The sequence below is a fragment of the Lentzea sp. NBC_00516 genome, from assembly GCF_036346835.1.
In the GTDB taxonomy this organism is placed as follows: Bacteria; Actinomycetota; Actinomycetes; order Mycobacteriales; family Pseudonocardiaceae; genus Lentzea; species Lentzea sokolovensis.
Window position 1 is genome coordinate 9,808,611 of the sequence record NZ_CP107840.1, and the last position, 20,686, is coordinate 9,829,296.

The 20,686-nt window shown below is 69.6% G+C and carries 21 protein-coding genes; 8 read left to right on the top strand and 13 right to left on the bottom strand.

The genetic code is table 11. The features are described 5' to 3' along the window. Window positions 1-49: 49 nt before the first annotated feature. Entirely contained in the window at window positions 50-652 is a 603-nt protein-coding gene (locus tag OG205_RS45680) for a DUF305 domain-containing protein (RefSeq protein WP_330273961.1), read from the top strand. On the opposite strand, the gene OG205_RS45685 is transcribed toward OG205_RS45680, so the two are convergent. Both OG205_RS45685 and OG205_RS45690 read right to left on the bottom strand, forming a co-directional pair. After that, entirely contained in the window at window positions 618-2,993 is a 2,376-nt protein-coding gene (locus tag OG205_RS45685) for an ATP-binding protein (RefSeq protein WP_330273962.1), read from the bottom strand. The genes OG205_RS45680 and OG205_RS45685 overlap by 35 nt on opposite strands. 16 nt (window positions 2,994-3,009) lie before the next feature. After that, complete coding sequence (locus tag OG205_RS45690) at window positions 3,010-3,336, bottom strand: antibiotic biosynthesis monooxygenase family protein (protein ID WP_330273963.1); 327 nt, start codon at window positions 3,334-3,336, stop codon at window positions 3,010-3,012. An 80-nt stretch (window positions 3,337-3,416) separates the two neighbouring features. Between OG205_RS45690 and OG205_RS45695 the strand changes: the two genes are divergently transcribed. Then, window positions 3,417-4,007, top strand: coding sequence for a TetR/AcrR family transcriptional regulator (locus OG205_RS45695; RefSeq protein ID WP_319979071.1), 591 nt, complete (start codon window positions 3,417-3,419; stop codon window positions 4,005-4,007). On the opposite strand, the gene OG205_RS45700 is transcribed toward OG205_RS45695, so the two are convergent. Further along, window positions 4,000-4,824, bottom strand: a complete 825-nt coding sequence (locus OG205_RS45700; RefSeq protein ID WP_330273964.1) for an SDR family NAD(P)-dependent oxidoreductase — start codon at window positions 4,822-4,824, stop codon at window positions 4,000-4,002. The genes OG205_RS45695 and OG205_RS45700 overlap by 8 nt on opposite strands. Before the next feature lie 3 nt (window positions 4,825-4,827). Continuing rightward, the gene (locus OG205_RS45705) at window positions 4,828-5,736 is read right to left on the bottom strand and encodes an SDR family NAD(P)-dependent oxidoreductase (RefSeq protein WP_330273965.1); all 909 of its coding nucleotides are present in this window, start codon (window positions 5,734-5,736) and stop codon (window positions 4,828-4,830) included. 71 nt (window positions 5,737-5,807) lie between these two features. Here OG205_RS45705 and OG205_RS45710 point away from each other — a divergent pair, with 71 nt between their 5' ends. The 5 genes from OG205_RS45710 to OG205_RS45730 all read left to right on the top strand — a co-directional run bounded on the left by OG205_RS45710 (window position 5,808) and on the right by OG205_RS45730 (window position 10,184). Further along, window positions 5,808-6,716, top strand: a complete 909-nt coding sequence (locus tag OG205_RS45710; protein WP_330273966.1) for a LysR family transcriptional regulator — start codon at window positions 5,808-5,810, stop codon at window positions 6,714-6,716. Window positions 6,717-6,794: 78 nt separating this feature from the next. After that, entirely contained in the window at window positions 6,795-7,688 is an 894-nt protein-coding gene (locus OG205_RS45715) for an ABC transporter ATP-binding protein (protein WP_330273967.1), read from the top strand. Further along, the gene (locus OG205_RS45720; RefSeq protein ID WP_330273968.1) at window positions 7,672-8,397 is read left to right on the top strand and encodes an ABC transporter permease; all 726 of its coding nucleotides are present in this window, start codon (window positions 7,672-7,674) and stop codon (window positions 8,395-8,397) included. Before OG205_RS45715 ends, OG205_RS45720 begins: the two co-directional genes overlap by 17 nt. Before the next feature lie 9 nt (window positions 8,398-8,406). Continuing rightward, the gene (locus tag OG205_RS45725; protein ID WP_330273969.1) at window positions 8,407-9,561 is read left to right on the top strand and encodes a sensor histidine kinase; all 1,155 of its coding nucleotides are present in this window, start codon (window positions 8,407-8,409) and stop codon (window positions 9,559-9,561) included. Continuing rightward, window positions 9,558-10,184: a response regulator transcription factor gene (locus OG205_RS45730; protein ID WP_330273970.1), complete on the top strand. Its 627-nt coding sequence runs from the start codon at window positions 9,558-9,560 to the stop codon at window positions 10,182-10,184. The genes OG205_RS45725 and OG205_RS45730 overlap by 4 nt, the downstream gene beginning before the upstream one ends. A gap of 364 nt (window positions 10,185-10,548) precedes the next feature. Here the strand turns inward: OG205_RS45730 and OG205_RS45735 are convergent, their stop codons facing one another. The 9 genes from OG205_RS45735 to uraH form a co-directional block, all read right to left on the bottom strand. After that, entirely contained in the window at window positions 10,549-10,878 is a 330-nt protein-coding gene (locus tag OG205_RS45735) for an allophanate hydrolase-related protein (protein ID WP_442916869.1), read from the bottom strand. Next, entirely contained in the window at window positions 10,763-11,845 is a 1,083-nt protein-coding gene (locus OG205_RS45740; protein WP_330273972.1) for an XdhC family protein, read from the bottom strand. The genes OG205_RS45735 and OG205_RS45740 overlap by 116 nt, the downstream gene beginning before the upstream one ends. Window positions 11,846-11,906: 61 nt before the next feature. Beyond that, window positions 11,907-13,313, bottom strand: a complete 1,407-nt coding sequence (locus OG205_RS45745) for an NCS2 family permease (RefSeq protein WP_330273973.1) — start codon at window positions 13,311-13,313, stop codon at window positions 11,907-11,909. A 94-nt stretch (window positions 13,314-13,407) separates the two neighbouring features. Continuing rightward, the gene (locus OG205_RS45750) at window positions 13,408-13,887 is read right to left on the bottom strand and encodes a nucleoside deaminase (RefSeq protein ID WP_442916870.1); all 480 of its coding nucleotides are present in this window, start codon (window positions 13,885-13,887) and stop codon (window positions 13,408-13,410) included. Between the two features lie 17 nt (window positions 13,888-13,904). Further along, complete coding sequence (locus tag OG205_RS45755; protein WP_330273974.1) at window positions 13,905-16,091, bottom strand: molybdopterin cofactor-binding domain-containing protein; 2,187 nt, start codon at window positions 16,089-16,091, stop codon at window positions 13,905-13,907. Continuing rightward, complete coding sequence (locus tag OG205_RS45760; protein ID WP_330273975.1) at window positions 16,088-17,440, bottom strand: 8-oxoguanine deaminase; 1,353 nt, start codon at window positions 17,438-17,440, stop codon at window positions 16,088-16,090. Before OG205_RS45760 ends, OG205_RS45755 begins: the two co-directional genes overlap by 4 nt. Continuing rightward, window positions 17,437-17,898 (bottom strand): (2Fe-2S)-binding protein, encoded by a 462-nt coding sequence (locus OG205_RS45765; protein ID WP_093601091.1) that lies wholly within the window; start codon window positions 17,896-17,898, stop codon window positions 17,437-17,439. Before OG205_RS45765 ends, OG205_RS45760 begins: the two co-directional genes overlap by 4 nt. Further along, window positions 17,889-18,749 (bottom strand): FAD binding domain-containing protein, encoded by an 861-nt coding sequence (locus tag OG205_RS45770; protein ID WP_330273976.1) that lies wholly within the window; start codon window positions 18,747-18,749, stop codon window positions 17,889-17,891. The genes OG205_RS45765 and OG205_RS45770 overlap by 10 nt, the downstream gene beginning before the upstream one ends. Before the next feature lie 2 nt (window positions 18,750-18,751). Next, window positions 18,752-19,066 carry a hydroxyisourate hydrolase gene (gene uraH / locus OG205_RS45775; RefSeq protein WP_330273977.1) on the bottom strand — a complete coding sequence of 105 codons (315 nt, stop codon included), beginning with the start codon at window positions 19,064-19,066 and terminating at the stop codon, window positions 18,752-18,754. Between the two features lie 127 nt (window positions 19,067-19,193). Between uraH and OG205_RS45780 the strand changes: the two genes are divergently transcribed. Next, complete coding sequence (locus OG205_RS45780) at window positions 19,194-20,633, top strand: PucR family transcriptional regulator (RefSeq protein WP_330273978.1); 1,440 nt, start codon at window positions 19,194-19,196, stop codon at window positions 20,631-20,633. Window positions 20,634-20,686 lie beyond the last annotated feature (53 nt).

Consider the following 20,686-nt stretch of genomic DNA (forward strand, 5'->3'; position numbering starts at 1 on the left):
CTTTCGCCTTGCTAAGGGCCAGCGTCTTTCGGAGGGTATTGTCCGGAGCATGCGTTCTGGGGTTCTCGTCATCGTGGCGGCATTCGCCCTGCTGGCAGGCTGTACGTCGGAGCCGGAGGCGGCGCCGGTCATCGCACCGGACACGCCCGGCGGCTCGGCGCCCACCGTGGCGCCTTCGGACGTGAGCAGCGTGATCCAGCAGCCGCCGAACGATGCTGACCGTGAGTACGTGGCGATGATGATCGCCCACCACGAGCAGGCGCTCGCCATGACGAGGTTCGCTCCCGAACGTGCGCAGAACGAGACGGTGAAAGGCCTGGCGGACCGCATCCGGTTCAGTCAGGAACCCGAGATCGGCGCGATGAAGCAGTGGCAGCGCACGTTCAACGCCATCGGAACGCACGGTGACCACGCCTCGATGCCGGGCATGGCCACGCAGGACCAGCTCAACGCCCTGGGCGCCGCGCGCGGCAAGGACTTCGACCGGATGTTCCTGGAGCTGATGATCAAGCACCACGAGGGTGCCATCAAGATGGCGACGGACGTGCGCGGGGCCGGCGCCAACGTCCAGGTCGAGGAGATGGCGGACGACGTCGTGGCCACGCAGGACGACGAGATCAACCGGATGAAGAAGCTCCTGAAAGAGCTGTGAGCTTGGCGCGCACGGCGTCGGCGTCCGGCTGTCCGAGGTCTTCGAACGTCCGCAACGCCTCGGTCCACGCCTTGCGGGCGTCCTCGCTGTTGTCCAGGTCCAGGTGCACGTCGCCGAGTGAGACCAGCGTGACGGCGACGCCGTAGCGGTCGCCGGACGTGCGAGCGGCCTCCACCGACAGCTGGTAGTGGTGGGCCGCGTCCTCCAGTTCGCCGAGCTTGCGCAGGTTGTAGGCGATGCTGTCGAGTGTTTCGGCTTCGGCGAACCGGTTGCCGAGCTCGCGGTTGAGTTCCATCGCGCGTCGGCACGTTCTCAGTGCCTCCTCGTGGCGGCCGAGCAGTCCGAGGTTCCAGCCGAAGTCGCCCATCGCGCTGGCCAGGCCCATGCGGTCGTCCACCTCGGCGAAGAGGTCCATCGCGAGTTCGACGTGGTGAACCGACGCCTCCAGGTTCCGCAGGCGTTCATACACCGCGCAGAGGCTGCGGTGCACTCGTGCCGCTCCGCTCTTGTTCCCGTTCTGGCCGTAGAGCTCCAACGCGCTGTGCAGGTGCGCGGTGCATCGGTCGAAGTCGGTGAACCGGAACCACGTGTGTGCGACGAGGTGGTGCATGCGTGCGACCGCGTCGTCGTCGCCGAGTCGTTGTGCTGCTTCGAGTGCCGTGGTCAGCAGGGCGTTCCACTCGCGCCAGCGGGCCTCGCGGTCGAAGTACAGGTGCAGGCACCACGGCAGTTGCCACGCCTGCACGTCGAACCGCTCGGCCGAGGCGAGCGCGCTCATGGCGATCAGGACCTGGTTCTCCGTCTCGAACCACTGCCACGCCTGCTCTTCGTCCGCGACGAGTTCGGGGCTGACCCCAGGTTGGGCGGCGGCGATCGTGAAGTGCCTGCGGTCCTCGCCGAGGAGGCTGTCCGCGTGGTGTGCGCTGTGCAGGTAGTGGTCGACGGCGCGGTGCAGGGCGGCACGGGTCTCGACCGGGCCGGCGAGTTCGCGGGCGTAGACGCGGACGAGGTCGTGCAGTTCGTAGCGGTCCTTCGAGTTCGTGACGAGGTTCGCGCGGGTGAGTTCCAGCAGTGCCGTGCCCGCGTCGAATCCGGCGAGGCTCGTGGCCGCGGCGGCGGAGATGTCCGGTCCGGGATGGACACCGAGCAGCCGGAACAACGTCGCGGCGGCCGTGCTCAACCTGTTGTAGGACAGGGAGAACGCGGCGCGCACGCTCGTGGTCGGGTCGCCGGTGTCGAGGAAGTCCAGCGTGTTCTGCTCGTTGGCGAGTTCGTCGGCCAGCGCGGCGAGGGTGAGGTGGGGATCGGTCGCGGCGCGGGCGCCCACGATCGACAACGCGAGCGGCAGCCCGCCGCACAACGTGATCAGCCGTGTCACCGCGCCGGGTTCGGCGGTCACGGGGCTCACGCCGACGCGTTCGGTCAGCAGCGCGACCGCCTCGGTGTCGGTGAGTACGTCGAGGTCGAGCACGCGGGCGCCGTCCAGGTCCTTCATGCGGTCGCGGCTGGTGATGACCACCGCGCAGCCGTCGTGGCCGGGCAGCAGCGGGCGGACCTGGGCCGCGTCCCTGGCGTTGTCGAGCAGGACGACGAGGTTCCTGCCGGCCACCAGTTTCCGGTACAGGGCCACCTGGTCGTCGTGGCCGACTGGCATCCGCGCGGCCGGAACGCCGAGCATGCCGAGGAAACCGCGTAGGGCGTGCCCAGGTCGCATGGGCTCGAAGGCGGGGTCGAAGCCGCGCAGGTTGACGTACAGCTGGCCGTCTGGAAAGCGTTCTCCCGCCTCGTTGCACCACTGGACGGCGAGCGCGGTCTTGCCGATGCCGGCGGTGCCGCTGACGACGGTCACCGGTGCGGGCTTGGCGAGCGCGGCCAGTTCGCGATCACGGCCGGCGAACTGGGCGAGCATCCCCGGCAGTTGGCGCGGTACGGGGACGAGCGACTGGACGGCCTCGCGTTCCGCGTCGAGCTTCGCCGCGGCGTCGTGCACGCCGCCGACGTCCTCGAAGGCCTTGCCACGCCACAACGTGAGCGCCTCGGCGTGGCGGCCCTGGTCGCGCAGTGAGCGGAAGTCCCGCAGGTCCGAGTTCGTGACGTGGAGGAGGTAGCCGGTGCCGTGCGTGCGCAGGCAGTCGGCGGCTTCACCCAGTGCGCGCCGCAGCCTGCTGACGGCCTGGGGTGTGGACGACGCGCTGCCCAGTTCCTCGACGGGCACGATCTCGCCGGCGTTCGCGAGCAGTGCCGCGAAGATGGTCCTGCTTCGGCCCGCGGGCAGCGCGATCTCCTGCCCGTCGACCATCACCTGCAACGGTCCCAGCATCAGAAAGCGAACGTCCCCCATGCAGGGGGAGTATCGCCTACTCGGTGCGCTGGCGCGGCAGAACCATGTCCTCGGCGTGCGTGAACCGCTCCGGCTCGTTGCCCGTGACCAGGCGTGCGATCGTGCGGTGGCCATTGTGCGCCTCGCGGAACGCCGCGGAGTCGACCCACGCGCGGAAGGCGTCCTCCGACTCGAACTCGTTGACCGAGACGTACGGCTGATCGTCCTGCGTCGGCTTGAGCAGCGTGCTGCGCAGCAGACCGGGGACTCCGGGCAGGTGGGTGCGCATGTTGCCGCGGAAGTACCGCTCGAACTCCTCGGACATGTCCGGGTTCACGAACATCCGGTTGGTCGCGATGAACATGCTGGCCTCCCTGATCCCGACGCTCTGTCGGGAACTATTCCAACTCCCCGTCGGGAAATCAAGCGCGATACGATCCCGATGTGCCGAGGATCAGCGCAGACACCGTCGCGGAGCATCGCGCCAACCGGTTGCGCGCCCTGCTGGACGCCGGGCGGGACATCGTGGCGACCGAGGGAGCGGAGGCGCTGACGCTCGCGTCGCTCGCCAGACGCGTCGGGCTGTCGCGGCCGAGCCTCTACGAGTACTTCCGCTCGCGTGAGGAACTGGTCGCCGCGATCGTGACGGACGCGCTGCCGGAGTGGGCGGACAAGCTGGAGGACGCGGTCAACAACGCCTCGTCCGTGCCGGAGAAGATCGAGGCGTACCTGCGCACCGAGCTCGCGATCATCACCGACGGCAGCCACGGGGCGGTGGTGGCCCTGTCCGCGCACACGTTGCCGGACTCGTCGCGGGAGCAGATCAGGGCCGAGCACGAACGGTTGCTGGCGCCGCTGGTCGGTGTCTTCAGGACGGCCGGGGTGGAGCGCGCGGCGCTGCGGGCGATGCTCGTGCACGCGATGGTCGAGGCGACGTCACGGATGATCACGCCGGGCCGCAACGAGCACAACGAGGCCGTCATCCGGACGCTGCTCGACCAGGTGGTGCACGGGCTGGACAAGCCCATCAGCTGAACGGCACGACCTCGCCGTGGCGGACGAGTTCGCCGTAGTGCTCCGGCTTGAGCGGGCTGAGAACGAGATCCAGCAACGCTTTCGCGGCCTCGGCCGGCGTGGGCGCGGTGCTGACGTCCCACCACAGCGCGGACGTCGGCGTGTTGATCATTCCCGGGCACACCGCGGCGATCAGAACCCCTCGGCCGAGGTCGGTTTCGCGGCGTTCGTGCGCGAGAACGCGCACGGCGGCGACCTGGCCGATCTTCGACGGGATGTTCACGAACCCCGGCCAGACGCCTGCTTTCGTGCGGCCGTCCCTCACCGCGTCGCGCCAGCGGGCGACCTGCGCGTCCAGCTCGTCCAAAGAGGACGGTTTCGTGAAGTGCTTGTGCAGCACCGGTGCGAGGTGGTGCAGGGTGCCGAGTGAGCTGGCGACCACGATCAGCCTGCCGTTGTCGTTGAGCAGCGGCGCGAACGCTTTCAGGAGCCTGGTGGTGCCGAAGTTGTTGACCTCGGTGTAGCTGTCGATGATCTCGCGCGGGTCGTCGCCGGGGCCTACGCGCATGACGGCGTTGCCGAAGACGACGTCGATTCCGCCGTGCCTGTCGTGGATCTGGGCGGCGAGCTTCGCGGCGGAACCGGGGTCCGCGACGTCCAGCAGTTCGCCGCGGACCTCCGCGCCACCGCCCGGCAGGGACTGGACGGCGGAGGTGATCTTCCCGATGTTCCTGCCGGTGAGGTAGACGGTGTCGGTGGGCTCCAGGCGGCGGGCGAGCCCCTCGGCCAGCGCCAGGCCGAGGCCCTGGGTGGCGCCGGTGATCAGTGCGGTCGTCATGTCTCAGGCCTTCGCGAGGAGGGTCTCGGAGTACGTCCACAGCCGGGCGGCGTTGTCCGGGTCGACGGCGTAGCGGGCGACACCGTGCAGTGGCGGGGCCTCGTCGCGGCCGTCGACGGTCGGTGACTCGTTGCAGTCGTCGAAGTAGCGGCCGCCGATGCGCTTCAGCAGCGGTGACGTGGCCAGCAGGACCGAAGTCGCCGCGCCCTGCTGCGGCGTCTTGATCGTGCTGAGGTCGACGTCGCTCTCCTTGATGCCGAGGTGGGCCGACAGGTTCGTGAAGATGGCGCCGGGCATGAGGGCGTTCGCGGTGATGCCGTCCCCGGCCCAGCGCCGGGTCGCCTCGACCGCGAACAGGACGTTGGCGGTTTTGCTCTGGCCGTAGGCGGTCCACGCGTCGTAGGTGCGGAACGCGTAGTTGACGTCGTCGAAGACGACCGGCGAGAGCATGTGGCCGGTGGAGCTGACGACGACGATGCGCGCGTCACCGGCGGCCTTGAGCGCCGGGTGCAGGCCGGTGGCCAGCGCGAAGTGGCCCAGGTGGTTGGTGGCGAACTGCCACTCCCAGCCCTGGTCGGTGTACTGCTCGGGGACGGCCATCACGCCGGCGTTGGCGACCAGGACGTGCAGCGGCCCGTTCCAGTCGCGGACGAACGCGTCGACGGAGGCGAGGTCGGTCAGGTCCAGCTTCGCGACGCGGACGTCGCCGCCGATGTCCTGAGCGGTCTTCTCACCCGCGTCGGTGTTGCGGACGGCGAGGGTGACCTCGGCACCCCTGCCGGCCAGCGCCCGCGCGGTCTCGACGCCGATGCCGGAGGACGCGCCGGTCACGATCACGCGCTTTCCTGTCAGGTCGACGCCTTCGGCGACCTCGGCGGCGGTGCTGCTGAACCCGAATCCTGTTGTGATCACGTCTTCGACGCTAGGCTCGATTCAGTTATGCGGGTAGCGAGATTCTGTCAAGAGGGGTATGCGTAAACGTCATGTCTCTGGCTGATGCCTCACTGGTGGCGCTGCGGGTGTTCCGCGAGGTTGCCGAGCGTGGCTCGCTGACCGCGGCGGCCGCGGCTCTGGGGTACACGCAGTCCGCCGTGTCCCGGCAGATCGCCGCTTTGGAACGGTCGGCCGGTGTCCCGTTGCTGGAGCGCCGCCATGATGGCGTGCGGCTCACCGCGGCTGGACGGCTCGTGTTGCGGCGCGCGGCCGTGGTGGTCGATCAGGTCGATGCGGGTGCGCGAGAGCTAGCGGGACTGCCTGAGGACATGAGCACCGTCAGGCTCGGCTGGTTCGCGACGGCCGGGGCGTGGCTGCTCCCTCAGGCACTGACGGCGTTGGGGCGCACGCATCCGTCGATCACGGTCGTCACGCGCGAGGGGAGCACACCGGCGTTGGTGCGCGCGCTGCGTGCGGGCACAGTGGACATCGCCTTGATCTCGTCGGCGCCGCCGTTCCGCGCTCCGGACGACGAGATTCCCGCGCTGGAGGTCGACACCCTCGTCGAACGCAGCCTGCGCGTGGCCGTTCCGTCCATGCACCCGTTGGCACGCAACGACTTCATCGACGTCGAAGACCTGCGAGGCCAGCGCTGGATCGCCGGGCCCGGCGATCCGTGGGTGATGGGGGTGTGGCCAGGGCTCGACGAACGGCCGGTCGTCGCGCACACAGCGCGGGACTGGCTGGCCAAGCTGCAACTGGTCGCGGCGGGGCTCGGCATCACGACGATTCCCACGTCGCTGAGCGAGGTCGTCCCCGCCGGGGTGCGGATCCTGCCGGTGCGGGGCGGGCCCGCCGAACAGCGCCGGGTCCTGCTCGCACGGCTGCCCGGACCGTTGCCCGAACCGGTGGCACGCCTGGCCGCTGCTCTGCGCGCCGCCGTTCTCGAGACTGACTGACGGCATCAACCGATCGGTTGATCCAGGTCGCGCTCGTCGTTCGATGATCTTTGGGCGCCGTTCTCCGACGCTGGTGGCATGGCAATCATCGAAGTGAGCGACCTCGGGAAGAGGTACGGGCCCCGCGTGGCGGTGGACTCGGTGTCGTTCGAGGTCGCCGAGGGGGAGATCTTCGGCGTGCTGGGCCCGAACGGGGCGGGCAAGACGACGACGGTCGAGTGCGTGGCCGGGCTGCGCACGCCGGACCGGGGGAACGTGGCGGTGCTGGGGCAGCGACCCGCGGACGTCCGCGCGTCGATCGGGGTGCAACTGCAGGACTCGGAGCTGCCGGAACGGATGCGGGTCAGCGAGGCGCTGGAGCTGTTCTCGTCGTTCTACCCGGCACCCGCCGACTGGTCCGAGCGGCTGGGGCTGACGTCGTACCTCGGGGTCGAGTTCGGGCGGCTGTCGGGCGGGCTGAAGCAGCGGCTGTCGATCGCGCTGGCGTTGATCGGCTCGCCTCGGGTGGCGATCCTCGACGAGCTGACGACGGGGCTCGATCCGCAGGCGCGGCGGGACACGTGGTCGGTGATCGAGGAGGTGCGGGCGGCCGGCGTGACGATCCTGCTGGTCACGCACTTCATGGAGGAGGCCGAACGGCTCTGCGACCGGGTCGCGGTGTTCCGCGACGGGCGGATCGTCGCGCTGGACACCCCCTCCGCACTGGTGTCGCGTGTGGACGGTGCCACTCGCGTGCGGTTCGTGCCGTCCGCCGCCTTGGACGTGTCGTTGCTGGAGGCGCTGCCGGAGGTCACCGGGGTGACGACGGTGGGGGAACAGCTCGTGGTCAGCGGCTCGGAGGACCTGCTGCACGCGGTGACCTCCCTGCTGGCGCGACGGCAGATCGTGGCGCGCCAGCTCCGCGTCGACCAGGTCTCACTGGACGACGCCTACGTCGAACTCACCGGGGGTCGTCATGTTGAAGATCATTGAGATCGAGGCGCGGCTGTTCGTGCGCGATCGGCTGAACTCGTTGTTCGCGATCCTGTTCCCCAGCCTGTTGTTGCTGGTGCTGGGCGCGATTCCGGCGTTGCGCACACCGGACGCGAACTTCGGCGGCCAGCGGTTCATCGACAGCTACATGTCGGCGCTCGTCGTGTTCACGTTGGTGTTCATCGGCCTGCAACGGTTGCCCGCGGTCGTGGCCACGTATCGCGAGAAGGGTGTGCTGCGCCGGCTGTCCACCACGCCCATGCACCCGGCGCGGCTGCTGGCCGGCCAGATGGTGGTCAACTTCGTCGCGGTGATCTTGTCGGTGCTGCTCCTTATGGTGGTGGGGTACGTCGTTTTCGGCGTCGACCTGCCTCACCATCCACTCGGCCTGGCGTGTGCCGTGGTGCTGGGAGGCGCGGGCACGTTCGCGCTGGGCCTGGTGATCGCCGCACTGGCCCCGAACGCGCGGGCTGCCGGTGGCTGGGCGACGGTGGTGTTCATGCTGCTGATGTTCTTCGGCGGCGTGTACCTGCCGCGGTTCATGCTGCCCTCGGTGATCCAGGCGATCGGGTCGTACACGCCTCCCGGTGTGGAGGCGTTGCAGCAGGCGTGGCTGGGTACCGCGCCGGACTGGAGGCATCTCGCGATCATGGGGCTGGTGAGCCTCGTGGCAGGTACGGTCGCGGCCAGAACTTTCCGCTGGGAGTAGCTCGTGGACATGGCCGCGTTGGACACGTGGGAGCGCAGGCTCGCCGGGATCGCCAGGGTGATCCCGTACTTCGTGCTGACCGTCACGACGATTCTGTACGCGATCTTCACCATGCAGACGGTGCAGGAGCGCTGGTTCACCTACGGCGTCGTGGCGTCGTGCTTCGTGTGGATGGCGTGGTGGTTCACGCTGCATCCTGGGTGGCGCAACCGTCCAGGGCTCATGGCCGTGTTCATCGGTGGCATGGTCGTGTTCTACGCGGTGCTGGGCATGCAGGAGCACTGGTTCGGTGCGGTGTCGTACGCGGTGTACGTCTACGCGAGCGAGGTTCTGCGCGGTCGCTGGATGTTCGTCGTGGTGGCGCTGACAGCGGTCCTGGCGGCGTTGTCGTTGTTCGGTGGCTATCCGCCGGCGGGTGAAGAGGCCGCCTTCTGGTTGCTGCTGCTCGTCTTCGTGGTGCTGGCGTGCACCTTCACGTACGTCGGCCACGTGACGACCGAACAGTCCCGGCTGCGCAAGGAACTCCTGGAGGAGAACGAGGGCCTCCACGCCCAGTTGCTGGTGCAGGCGCACGAGGCGGGCGTGCAGGACGAACGCCACCGCATGGCCGGCGAGATCCACGACACCCTGGCCCAGGGCCTGGCGGGCATCATCACGCAGCTGTCCGCGGCGACCGAGTCCGACTGGGAACGCCGCGTGGCGGTGGCCGCTGAGCTCGCGCGCTCGAACCTGGCCGAGGCCCGTCGCTCGGTGCACGCCCTGCAACCACCCGCCCTGGACTCGGCGGCTCTGCACGAGGCGCTGGACGACGTGGCGTCGGGCTGGTCGAAGCACAACGGCGTACCGGTCTCGGTGACGCTGACCGGAGCCGTGCGCGAAATGCACCCGGAGGTGGAGGTCGCCTTGCTGCGCACCGCCCAGGAAGCCCTGGCGAACGTGGCGAAGCACGCCTCGGCGTCCCGCGTGGGCCTGACCCTGTCGTACATGGAGGACGTGGTGACCTTGGACGTGCGCGACGACGGCGTGGGCTTCGACCTCGCCGGCCCCTCGGACGGCTTCGGCCTGCCCGCGATGCGCCACCGCGTGCACCGCCTGTCCGGCGCGCTGTTCGTGGAGTCCGAACCGGGCGCGGGAACGGCGATCTCGGCGCGGGTGCCGGCGTGATCCGCCTGGTCATCGTGGACGACCACCCGGTCGTCCGCGACGGGCTGCGCGGAATGCTGTCCGCCGCACCGGACTTCGAGGTGGTGGGCGAGGCGGCCTCGGGCGACGAGGCGGTCGCCGTGGTGACGGCGATGTCGCCGGACGTGGTCCTGATGGACCTGCGCATGCCGGGCTCCGACGGCCTGTCCGCGATCGAACGCCTGCGCACCCACCCGTGCCGCGTCCTGGTGCTCACCACCTACGACACGGACCGCGACGTCCTGCCGGCCATCAAGGCGGGCGCCACCGGCTACCTGCTGAAGGACACCCCGCGCGACGAACTGCAACGCGCGATCCGTGCCGCGCACGCGGGCGATGCCGTGCTGTCCCCGGCGGTGGCGACGAGGCTGCTCGGGCAGGTGCGGGAGCCCGCGCTGGAACCGCTGTCCACCCGGGAGATCGACGTGCTGGCGTTGGTGGCCAAGGGATCCACGAACCGGGCGGTGGCGGCGGCGCTGTTCATCAGCGAGGCGACGGTGAAGACCCACCTGCTGCACGTCTACGCGAAGCTCGGGGTTTCGGACCGGGCGGCGGCGGTGGCGGTGGCGTACGAACGCGGACTGCTTAAGGGGAGCGGGCGTTGATCCCCGGCTATGAGGCCGATCCGCTGACGGAGGCCGACGAGTACCTGGAGCGGCCGCTTTTCTGGCCGTGCCACCTGAGTTCGTTGCTGCAGGACGAAGAGGCGCAGGAACTGGCCTTCGGAGCGGACTGGGAGGCGGCCGGAGAACTGGCGCGAGCGGGACGGCGTCTGGATCTGCGACGGCGCCTACAGCTACCGCTGCCCGCACAACGAGTTCTCGTTCGACCCGGAGCGACTCGCGAAGGTGAGCGCGGCGCTCAACGGAGGCTGAGGAGCGGAGATTCCCCCGCGGCGGGACCACTTCGGTTGGTCCCGCCGCGTGCGGCAACTCCCCCTTGCCAATGGCACCCCCCGATGCCATTCCCTCACCCCTCGCTGTGCAAGAACTCCCGCCAGTCGCCGAGATACGAGATGTCCCGGATGTCACCTGTTCGGAGTAGCGGATCGACCATGGCGTCGCGCAGGACGGTCGCGAGGGCCGCGCTGCCGTCCTCCAGTTCGATGACGCCGATCTCCAGTTCGGCGGGTTCGGCCGGGACGAGGTGGTCGCGCAGGATCTTCAGCGGCAGGTCGTAGAGCTCACCTACCACCGAGGCCGAGCCCGACTCGTGCATCGCGGGGAACTTCCCCCGCACCGAGAAGTAGCGGTACTTGGCCGCACTGCGCGCCTGGCACACCATCGGCGTGCCCTGCAGTTGCGAGTGCAGAGGGCCGCCCCGCATGCCGCCGCCGTTGAGGAAGATCAGTGCCATGACTCTCCAGGGTTCGGTGGATGGGGGTGGACAGCGCCGTCAACGGGAGCCCGGTGCCGCCGTGCCGCACGGCGACGAGTTCGGCCGCGATCGACACCGCGGTCTCCGCCGGGCTGCGGCCGCCGAGGTCGAGGCCGACGGGGGAACGGAGCCGCGCCAGCGACGCCTCGCCGACTCCCGCTTCGCGTAGTCGTTCGAGGCGCTCGGTGTGCGTGCGGCGGGAACCCAGCGCGCCGACGAACGCCAGCGGCCTGGCCAGCGCCTCCACGAGCACCGGGATGTCGAACTTCGGGTCGTGGGTCAGCACCACGACGGCGGTGGAGTCGTCGGTGTGGGTGGACGCTAGGTAGCGGTGCGGCCAGTCGACGACGACTGAGTGCGCCGCGGGGAAACGGGCGGGGGTGGCGAACACGGGTCGTGCGTCGCACACCGTCACGTGATAGCCGAGGAAACGCCCTATCTCAGCCACGGCGGCGGCGTGGTCGATGGCGCCGAACACCAGCAGACGCGGTGGCGGCATCCACGATTCGGTGAACGTCCGCCCCTCGGCCTCGAACCGCACCGACACGGGGTGCCCGTCGACCGAGGCCTGAAGTGCGGCGCGCAACGAAGGGTTGTCGCGCTGCACCAGCACGTCCAGAGATCCGCCGCAGGTGAGGCCGACCGCGAACGCCGTGTCGTCGGAGTAGCCGAACGTGGCGAAAGCCGGTTCGGAGGTCTCCAGCACCTGGCACGCCAGGTCGTGGACCTCGGCCTCCACGCAGCCGCCGGACACGCTGCCTATCACCTCGCCAGAGGGGCCGACAGCCATCGCGGCGCCGACCGGGCGGGGCGCACTGCCGCGCACGGCCACCACCGAGGCGACCGCGAACCGGTCCCACGACAGCAAAGTCGGCGCCAGATCACGCATCGAGCCCTCCAGGTCAGGAGAAGGGCTCGGCCGGGTGGCCGCCCGGCCGAGCCTGGGAACGTCACTTGCCGGTGATCAGATCCACGCCGAAGTACACGGCGAACATCAGCGCCAGGCCGGTCATCAGCCAGCCGGGCCAGCGGCCCTTGCAGACGCGCAGCACGACGTAGGACACGAGGCCCGCGCCGATGCCGTTGGTGATGGAGTAGGTGAACGGGATGATGGCGATGGTCAGGAAGACCGGGATCGTGTAGTCCGTTTCCTGCCAAGGGATTCGGCGGATCTGGGTCATCATCAGGCCGCCGATCACCACCAGTGCCGGAGCCGCCGCCTGGGCGGGCACGACCGTCGCCAGCGGCGTGAAGAGCAGTGCCACCAGGAACAGTCCGCCGGTCACCACCGAGGCCAGGCCGGTTCGGGCGCCTTCGCCAACGCCCGCGGCCGACTCCAGGAACACGGTGTTCGGGGCGGACCCCGTGACGCCACCGGCGATCGCGCCGGCGCCGTCGACCATCAGGATCTTGCCCATGCCCTCGACCTTGCCGTCCTTGGTGAGACCCGCCTCGTCGGAGACCGAGGTGATCGTGCCCATGGCGTCGAAGAAGCCGGACAGCACCAGCGTGAACAGGAAGATCGTCGCCGCGATCACACCCGCGGACACGAAGCCGCCGAACAGGTCCACCCGCCCGAACAACCCGAAGTCCGGCGAGCTGACCACCGCGTCCGGCAGCGTGGGCGACACGAGTCCCCAGCCCTGCACGTGGAACACGGCATTCACGACGATGGCGACGACCGTGGCCACCACGATGCTGATCAGCACGGCACCGGGCACACCGCGCGCCAGCAGCACGATCATCATCAGCAGACCCAGGCAGAAGATCGCGATCGGCCAGCCGCTCAGGTGGCCGTCGACGCCCATCCGCACCGGCACCGTCGAGTGCGCGGCGTCCGGCGTGCGGGTCACGAAACCGGCGGAGACCAGTCCCACCAAAGCGATGTAGAGCCCGATGCCCACGGTGATCGCGATCTTCAACGGCTCCGGGATCGCGTTGATGATCCGCTCGCGGACACCGGAGGCGGCCATGATCACGATGCAGATGCCTTCGAGCACCACCAGACCGAAGGCCTGCGCCCAGGTCATCGTCGGCGCCATCTGGAAGGCGACCACACCGTTCACGCCGAGACCGGCGGCTATCGCCAGCGGCGCGTTGCCGACGAGTCCCATGAGGACGGTCATCACACCGGCCGCCAGCGCGGTCGCGGTGGTGATCTCGGCGATGGTGAGCTTGGCGCCGGTGATGTCCGCGGACGCGCCGAGGATCAACGGGTTCAGCAGCACGATGTACGACATCGCGACGAACGTCGTGATACCGCCGCGCACTTCACGTCCGAACGTGCTGCCGCGTTCGGTGATGCGGAAGAAGTGGTCGAGCGACGAAGTCGTCGGTCGGCTCCGTAACTGGGTCATTGATGGACGGCCTTTCCCATGCCGGTGGGCGCGTTCCAACGCCGGAACGCGATTGTGCGTTGCGAGCTCCGGTCAGCTAGGCAGGCTTGTGGCCCTAGTAATCGATCCGAGTTGCGAGAGACGTCCACGCGGTGAACGGGGCGTTGTCCTCGCCTGTGGAGATCTGGTGCACCGGCAGGTCCCACTCACTGCGGGACTTGCTGAAGAGTTCGTAGAACTCCCGGTCGTCGAAACCCGCCGCCGCAGCGTCATCGCGGTCGGCGGCGTACACGACCTTGTCCACGCGCGCCCACAGCGCGGCGGACAAGCACAAGGGGCACGGCTCGCACGAGGAGATCAGCGTGCAGCCGGTCAAACGGAAGTCGCCGAGCGCCTGGCAGGCCGCGCGGATCGCGACCACCTCGGCGTGGGCGGTCGGGTCGAGGTTCGGCGTCACCTGGTTCACGCCGGTGGCGATCACCTCGCCGTCGCGGACGATCATCGCGCCGAACGGGCCCCCGCCGGAGGCCACGTTGCGGGTGGCCAGGTCGATGGTGGCGAGCAGATGTGCGTTCACAGCAGGAAACTCTCCCAAAATGATCAAACGCAGTGTCATGTACCGGTGAGGTGTTCCGGGCGGACCGGGACGCGGGTGAGCGCCAGGCCGGTCGCCGCGCGGATCGCCGCCACGATCGCCGGGGTCGACGAGATGGTGGGCGGTTCGCCGACGCCACGAATCCCGTAGGGGGCGTGGGGATCGGCGAGCTCGAGCACGTCGATGCTCATCGGCGGCATGTCGAGCACGGTGGGGATGAGGTAGTCGGTGAAGGACGGGTTGCGCACCTTGCCGCCGGAGGTCTGGATCTCCTCCATCACCGCGAGGCCGAGGCCCTGGGCGGAACCGCCCTGGATCTGGCCGACCACGGCCTGCGGGTTCAGCGCCTTGCCGACGTCCTGCGCGCAGTCCAGCGAGACGACGCGCACCAGGCCGAGATCGACGTCCACGTCGACCACGGCGCGGTGGGCGGCGAAACCGTACTGGACGTGCGCGTTGCCTTGTCCGGTAACAGGATCGAGAGGCTCGGTCGCGCGGTGACGCCACTCGGTGGTCTCGTCGATCACCTCGTCGCCGATGTCCGTACGACCGTCCAAACGCGACCGGACCAGAGCACAGGCGGCCTTCACCGCGCCGCCGGTGACGTACGTCTGGCGCGAGGCCGAGGTCGAGCCGCCGTTGCCGATGGTGGTGTCCATCGGCAGCACGGTGACGAGCTCGATGCCGAGCTCGGTCCGCACGATCTGCTGCATGATCGTCACCAGGCCCTGGCCGACCTCGCAGGCGGCGGTGTGCACGGCGGCGGCCAGCGTGCCGTTGACCATCGACACCCGGACGCGCGCGGTCGAGTAGTCGTCGTAGCCCTCGGAGAAGCAGACGTTCTTGATGCCGACCGCGTAACCGACGCCGCGAATGACACCTTCGCCGTGCGTGGTGTTCGAGACGCCACCGGGCAGTTCGCGGATGTCCGACGAGGTTCCGGTGGGCAGAGGCCTGTCCTGCACGAGCTTCAGCAGTTGCGCGACGGGCGCGGCCGAGTCGACGACCTGACCGGTCGGCATCACGGAACCCTCGGTCATCGCGTTCCGGATCCGGACGTCGACCGGGGACATGCCCAGCGCCTCCGCCAGCTTGTCCATTTGGGACTCGTAGGCGAAACCTGCCTGCACGGCACCGAATCCGCGCATCGCGCCGCACGGCGGGTTGTTCGTGTAGAGGCCGTAGGCGTCGATCGTGACGTTGTCGACCTCGTACGGCCCGACGCCCAGCGTGGCCGCGTTGGCAACGACAGCGGGAGTGGAGGAGGCGTACGCGCCACCGTCCAGGTACATGCGAGTGCGGACGTAGACGAGCTTGCCGGTGTGGTCGGCGCCGTGCTCGTAGTACAGCACGGCCGGGTGCCGGTGCACGTGCCCGTAGAACGACTCTTCGCGGTTGTAGACCATCTTCACGGGCTTGCCGGTGTACAGAGCCAGCAGGCACGCGTGCACCTGCATCGACAGGTCCTCGCGGCCACCGAACGCCCCGCCGACACCGGACAGCGTCAGCCGCACCTGCTCCTGCGGCAGGCCCAGCGCGGCCGCGATCTGGTCGCGGTCGACGTGCAGCCACTGCGTCGCGATGTACAGGTCGACCGAACCGTCCGTCGCCGGCACCGCGAGCCCGGACTCCGGCCCCAGGAACGCCTGGTCCTGCATCCCGACCTCGTACCGCCCGGTCACCACGACCTCGGCCTCGACGTCCTGCGAGCCGCGCCGGATCGGCACGTGCCGCACCAGGTTCCCGCCGGGGTGCAACGGGGTGTCCTCGGCCGCGGTCTCCATGTCCACCACGGGTTCCAGCACGTCGTAGGTCACGACGATCTTCTTCATCGCCCGCAGCGCGGTCTCCGGGTGGTCGGCGCCGACCAGCGCGATCGGCTCGCCCTGATAGCGCACGACGTCCACGGCCAGCACCGGCTGGTCCTTGTGCTCCAACCCGTACAGGTTGCGACCGGGTACGTCCGAGTGCGTCAGCACCGCGTACACGCCAGGCACCTTCAACGCCTCGGTCAGGTCGACCGACGTGATGCGGGCATACGGGTGCGGCGAACGCAGCGTCGCGCCCCAGATCATGTCCTCGTGCCACAGGTCGGACGCGTAGGCGAACTCGCCGCGCACCTTCAGGTTGCCGTCCGGGCGCTGCGGCGACGTCCCGATGCCACCCGAGACCGCGGAGGTGAGTTCGGCCGGAGTGAGGGTCATCGCGCTGCCTCCTGGAGCTTGGCGCCGGCCGCGGACAGGTCACGCGCCAGCTCGTCGGTCGACGCCGTGAGCAGGACACCGTCCCGCACCACGACCTCACCGCCGACGATCAACAGTTTCAACGGCGGGGGAGTGCCGAGCACCAGTGCCGCCACCGGGTCCGCGATGCCCGCGTAGTTCATTCCGGACAGGTCCCACACGGCGAGGTCCGCGACCTTGCCCGGCTCGATCGAGCCCAGCGCGTCCGCACGGCCCAGCACCTGCGCGCCGCCCATCGTGCCCATCCACAACGCCTTGCGGGCGTCCATCGCGCCCGGACCGCCCCGCTGCCGTGCCTGGTAGAGCGCCGACCGCAGCTCGACGACCAGCCCACCGTCCTCGTTGGACGCGGCGCCGTCGACGCCGAGGCCGACCGGCGCGCCGGCGTCCAGCAGGTCGCGCACCGGCGCGATCCCGGTGCCCAGCCGCCCGTTGGACGTCGGGCAGTGCGCGGAACCGGTCCGGGTCGCTCCCAGCCGCTTCACCGCGTCGGCGTTCAGATGCACGGTGTGCGCGAGCCACACGTCCGGACCCAGCCAGCCGAGCTGCTCGGCGTACTCGGTCGGCGTGCAGCCGTTCTCCGCCAGGCACTGCTCTTCCTCGTCCAGGGTCTCGGCGAGGTGCGTGTGCAGCCGGACGTCGTGGCGGCGAGCCAGAGCCGCGGCGCCGGTCATGAGTTCGCGCGACACCGAGAACGGCGAGCACGGACCCACGGCCACGCGAACGAGAGCGTCGTCGGCCGTGGAGTGGTAGTCACCGATCGCCTGCTCGGTCGCGATCAGCGCGGCCTCGGTCTCCTCGACCAGGTTGTCCGGCGGCAACCCGCCGTGCGACTGGCCGCGGTCCATCGAGCCGCGGATCGCCTCCAGGCGGATCCCGATCCGCCGCCCCGCCGACACCAGCGCGTCGAAGACGTCGCCGCCACCGGACGGGAAGACGTAGTGGTGGTCGGCGGCGAGCGTGCAGCCAGTCAACGCCAGCCGGGCCAGACCGGCGGATGCCGCCGCGTGCGTCACGGTGTCGTCCAGCCCGCGCCACACCGGGTACAGCGTGGTCAGCCACTCGAACAGCGTGGCGTCGGTCGCGAGCCCGCGCGTCGCCCACTGGTAGAGGTGGTGGTGCGTGTTGATCAGCCCCGGCGTCACCAGGCACGACGACGCGTCGACGTAGGTGTGCGACTCGGAGGGCCGAGGCGCCGCACCCGAACCGACGGACTCGACGCGTCCGCCGTCGATCACGACGTGCCCGGACAGGTGCTCGGTCCCGGCCTCGTCCACAGTGGACACCGCGCAGCGGTCGAGGACGATCATCGGCGCGACGCCGCCAATCGCACGGCGTCCAGGATCTTCTCGTACCCCGTGCAGCGGCACAGGTTTCCGGCCAGCGCCTCGCGGATCTCCGGATCCGACGGGTTCGGCACCCGGTCCAGCAGGTCGTGCGCCTGCACCACGAGACCCGGCGTGCAGAACCCGCACTGCACCGCGCCCGCCTCGACGAACGCCTCCTGCACCGGGTCCAGCACATCCCCGTCCGCGAGCCCCTCGACCGTCGTGACCTCGCGGTCCTGCGCCTGCCCGGCCGCGACCAGGCACGCACACACCGGCACCTTGTCCAGGTACACCGTGCACGAACCGCATTCGCCCTGCTCGCAGGCGTTCTTCGAGCCGGGCAGTCCGAGCCGCTCGCGCAGCATGAACAGCAGCGACTCGCCTTCCCACACGTCGTCGGCCTGGCGCTGCTCGCCGTTGACCGTCACGTTCACGCGCATGCTCGCTCCCCATCAAGAAGTTCCTGCCAGGCCCAGCCGAGCGTCCTGCGAGCCATCACTGCCAAAGCGTGCTTGCGATAGGCCGCCGACCCGCGCACGTCGTCGATCGGCGACGCGGCTTGGGACACCAACTCTCCGAACTCGCGCTTCACCGAGTCCAGCAACGGCTTGGGGTTGCGGAAGTCCAGCGCCGAGGCCAGGAACTGCTCGGCCTCACCGGCCCGGCGCGGTGTCGGGGCGGCGGACCCGACCGCCGCGCCCACCCGGTTCTCCTCGGGGAACAACGAGATCCCGAACGAGCACACCGCGATCACCATGGCGTTGCGCGTGCCGACCTTCGAGAACTGTTGTGGCCCCTTGGCAGGCGTCAGGTGGACCGCCACGATCAGTTCGTCCTGCTCCAGCGCGTTCCGCTTGACCCCCAGGTAGAACTCGGCGGCCGGAATCATCCGCGTGCCGCGCACGGAGGCCACCTCGATGACCGCGTCGGACGCCAGCAGCACCGGGTGCGTGTCCCCGGCGGGGGAGGCCGCGCCGAGATTGCCGCCGACCGTGCCGCGGTTGCGGATCTGCGGCGACCCGACCGTTCGTGCGGCCATGGCGAGGCCCGGCAATTGCGCGCCCAGTTCGTCGATGATCCGCACGTACGGCACGCCGGCGCCGACCCGCAGCCCGTCGGACCACTGCCGCAGCTCGGGAATCCGGGTCAGATCCAGGAGAGCGGAGGGCCTGCGGTGGTCGAAGTTCAGCTCCACCATGACGTCCGTGCCACCGGCGATCGGCACGGCGTCAGGGCGTTCCGCCTTGAGCTCCAACGCCTCCGCAAGCGTTTCCGGTCGAAGGAAGTCCATCGTCAGCTACCTCGGTAGGTGGAGTAGGCGAACGGCGACAGCAGCAACGGCACGTGGTAGTGCTGCGCCGGATCGGAGTAGTCGAAGGTGAGCACGACCTCGGGGAAGAACGGCGCCGCCTGCGCGGTGTCGAACACCAGCCGGTAGACCCCGGCCTCCAAGCCGTCACCCCATCCGGTGATCCGGCCATCGGTGTTCGTCTCGGCGTTGGCCACCTCGGTCCCGTCGCGGCGCTGCAGCGACACGGCGATTCCCGCGAACGGCCTGCCTCGCCCCGCGTCCAGCACATGCGTGGAGATCGTCACTCGCCCTCCCATCTGGTTGTGAGCCAGTACACAGACCTAGAGGTACACACCTCTACGGCGAGACACATGAATCAGGAGGTTCCTACACGTAACGAATTTGTGCTTTCCTACAAACACGAATGGACGAAAGTGACCTCTCATGTTGCTCCTGCGGACGTTGCTGCAGATGCCGGAACTGCGCCTGAGCCTGCACACCGGTGAAGACCAGCTCGACCGCACCGTCACCCGCGTGTACGGAACGGAGCTGCCCGACCCCAGCCGGTACCTGTCCGGCGGGGAACTCGTGCTGTCCGGCCTGCTCTGGCATCACGGCCCGCAGGACTCCGAGACGTTCGTCCGCTCCCTCGCCTCGGCCCGCGTCGCCGGCCTGGCCGCCTCCGAGACCGAGAACCGCGCCCTGCCCGACGACCTCGTCGACGCCTGCCTCCGCCACCACGTGCCGCTGCTGGAGGTGCCGGTCGACCTCTCGTTCGCGACCATCACCGAACGCGTCTCGATGGAACTCGTCGGCCTCTCCCGCCACCGCCGCCTGCTGAACGTCGTCGCGGAAGGCTCCGGCCTGCCCGCGCTGCTGCTGGCGGGCAGCCACGAACTCGGCGCCTCCTGCTGGGTCCTGTCCACGACCGGCCGCGTCGTCGCGGGCGGCGAACTGCGCGAGCGGGTCGCGCTGGTGAAGGAGTTCCTGCAGGCCGACCGCCTCCCGAAGACGGTCAGGGGCGTCACCCTGGTCCCCGTCTCCGAACGCGGCGGCAACCGGCTCACCAGCTGGATCCTCGTCGTGGGCGGTTCGGTACAACCCGAGGCCGCCGCCGAACTCGCGTCGCTGGTGGGGCTGGAGAGGCTGCGCGAGGCCCAGGGCCGCCAGATCGAGAACCGCACGGCCGCGCCCCTGGTGTCCGCGGTGCTGAGCGGATCGGCGGACCTGGAGTCACGGCTGGCGGCCGCCGGTCTGGAGAGCGCCCAGCTGCGGGTGATCAGCGCGGTCACCTCCGACCAGCGAACGGAACTCGCGGCGGCGGTGCTGGAGGAAGCACTGCCCCAGGCCCTCGTGACACCGGTCGGCGACACGGTCTACGCGGTGGCGAAGGCCGGCGACTCGCTGCCCGACGACGTTCGCGAGGCGATGCGCGTGATGGAACCGGGCCTCGGCTCGTCCCGCGTGCTCGTCGGCATCAGCTCACCGGTCACCTCTCGCGGTCTGCGCGGCGCAGCAGAGGAAGCCACGCACGCGCGTCGGCTGGGAGAACGCCGTGGCGGCCGTACGTGTGTGGTGGCGGGCGAGGAGATCGCACTGCACCAACTGCTGCTCGCGGGCGTGCCGGAGGAGTTGCGAGCGTCGTTGCGACGTCGGCTCCTGGGCCCGGTGCTGGACTACGACGCCGAGCACGGGTCGGATCTCGTGGGCACGTTGAAGGTGTTCCTCGACTGTTCTGGTTCGTGGACCGCGGCGGCGGGGAAGTTGCACGTTCACGTGAACACGTTGCGGTATCGGGTGGGGCGTGTGGAGGACCTGCTCGGCGCCGACCTGGCGGAGTTCGAGGCGCGCGTGGACCTCTTCCTGGCACTGCAGTCGGGGTAGCTTGGGCTGGTGCCCGAACATCGGCCGATAGAACGAATCGCGGCCGACCTTCG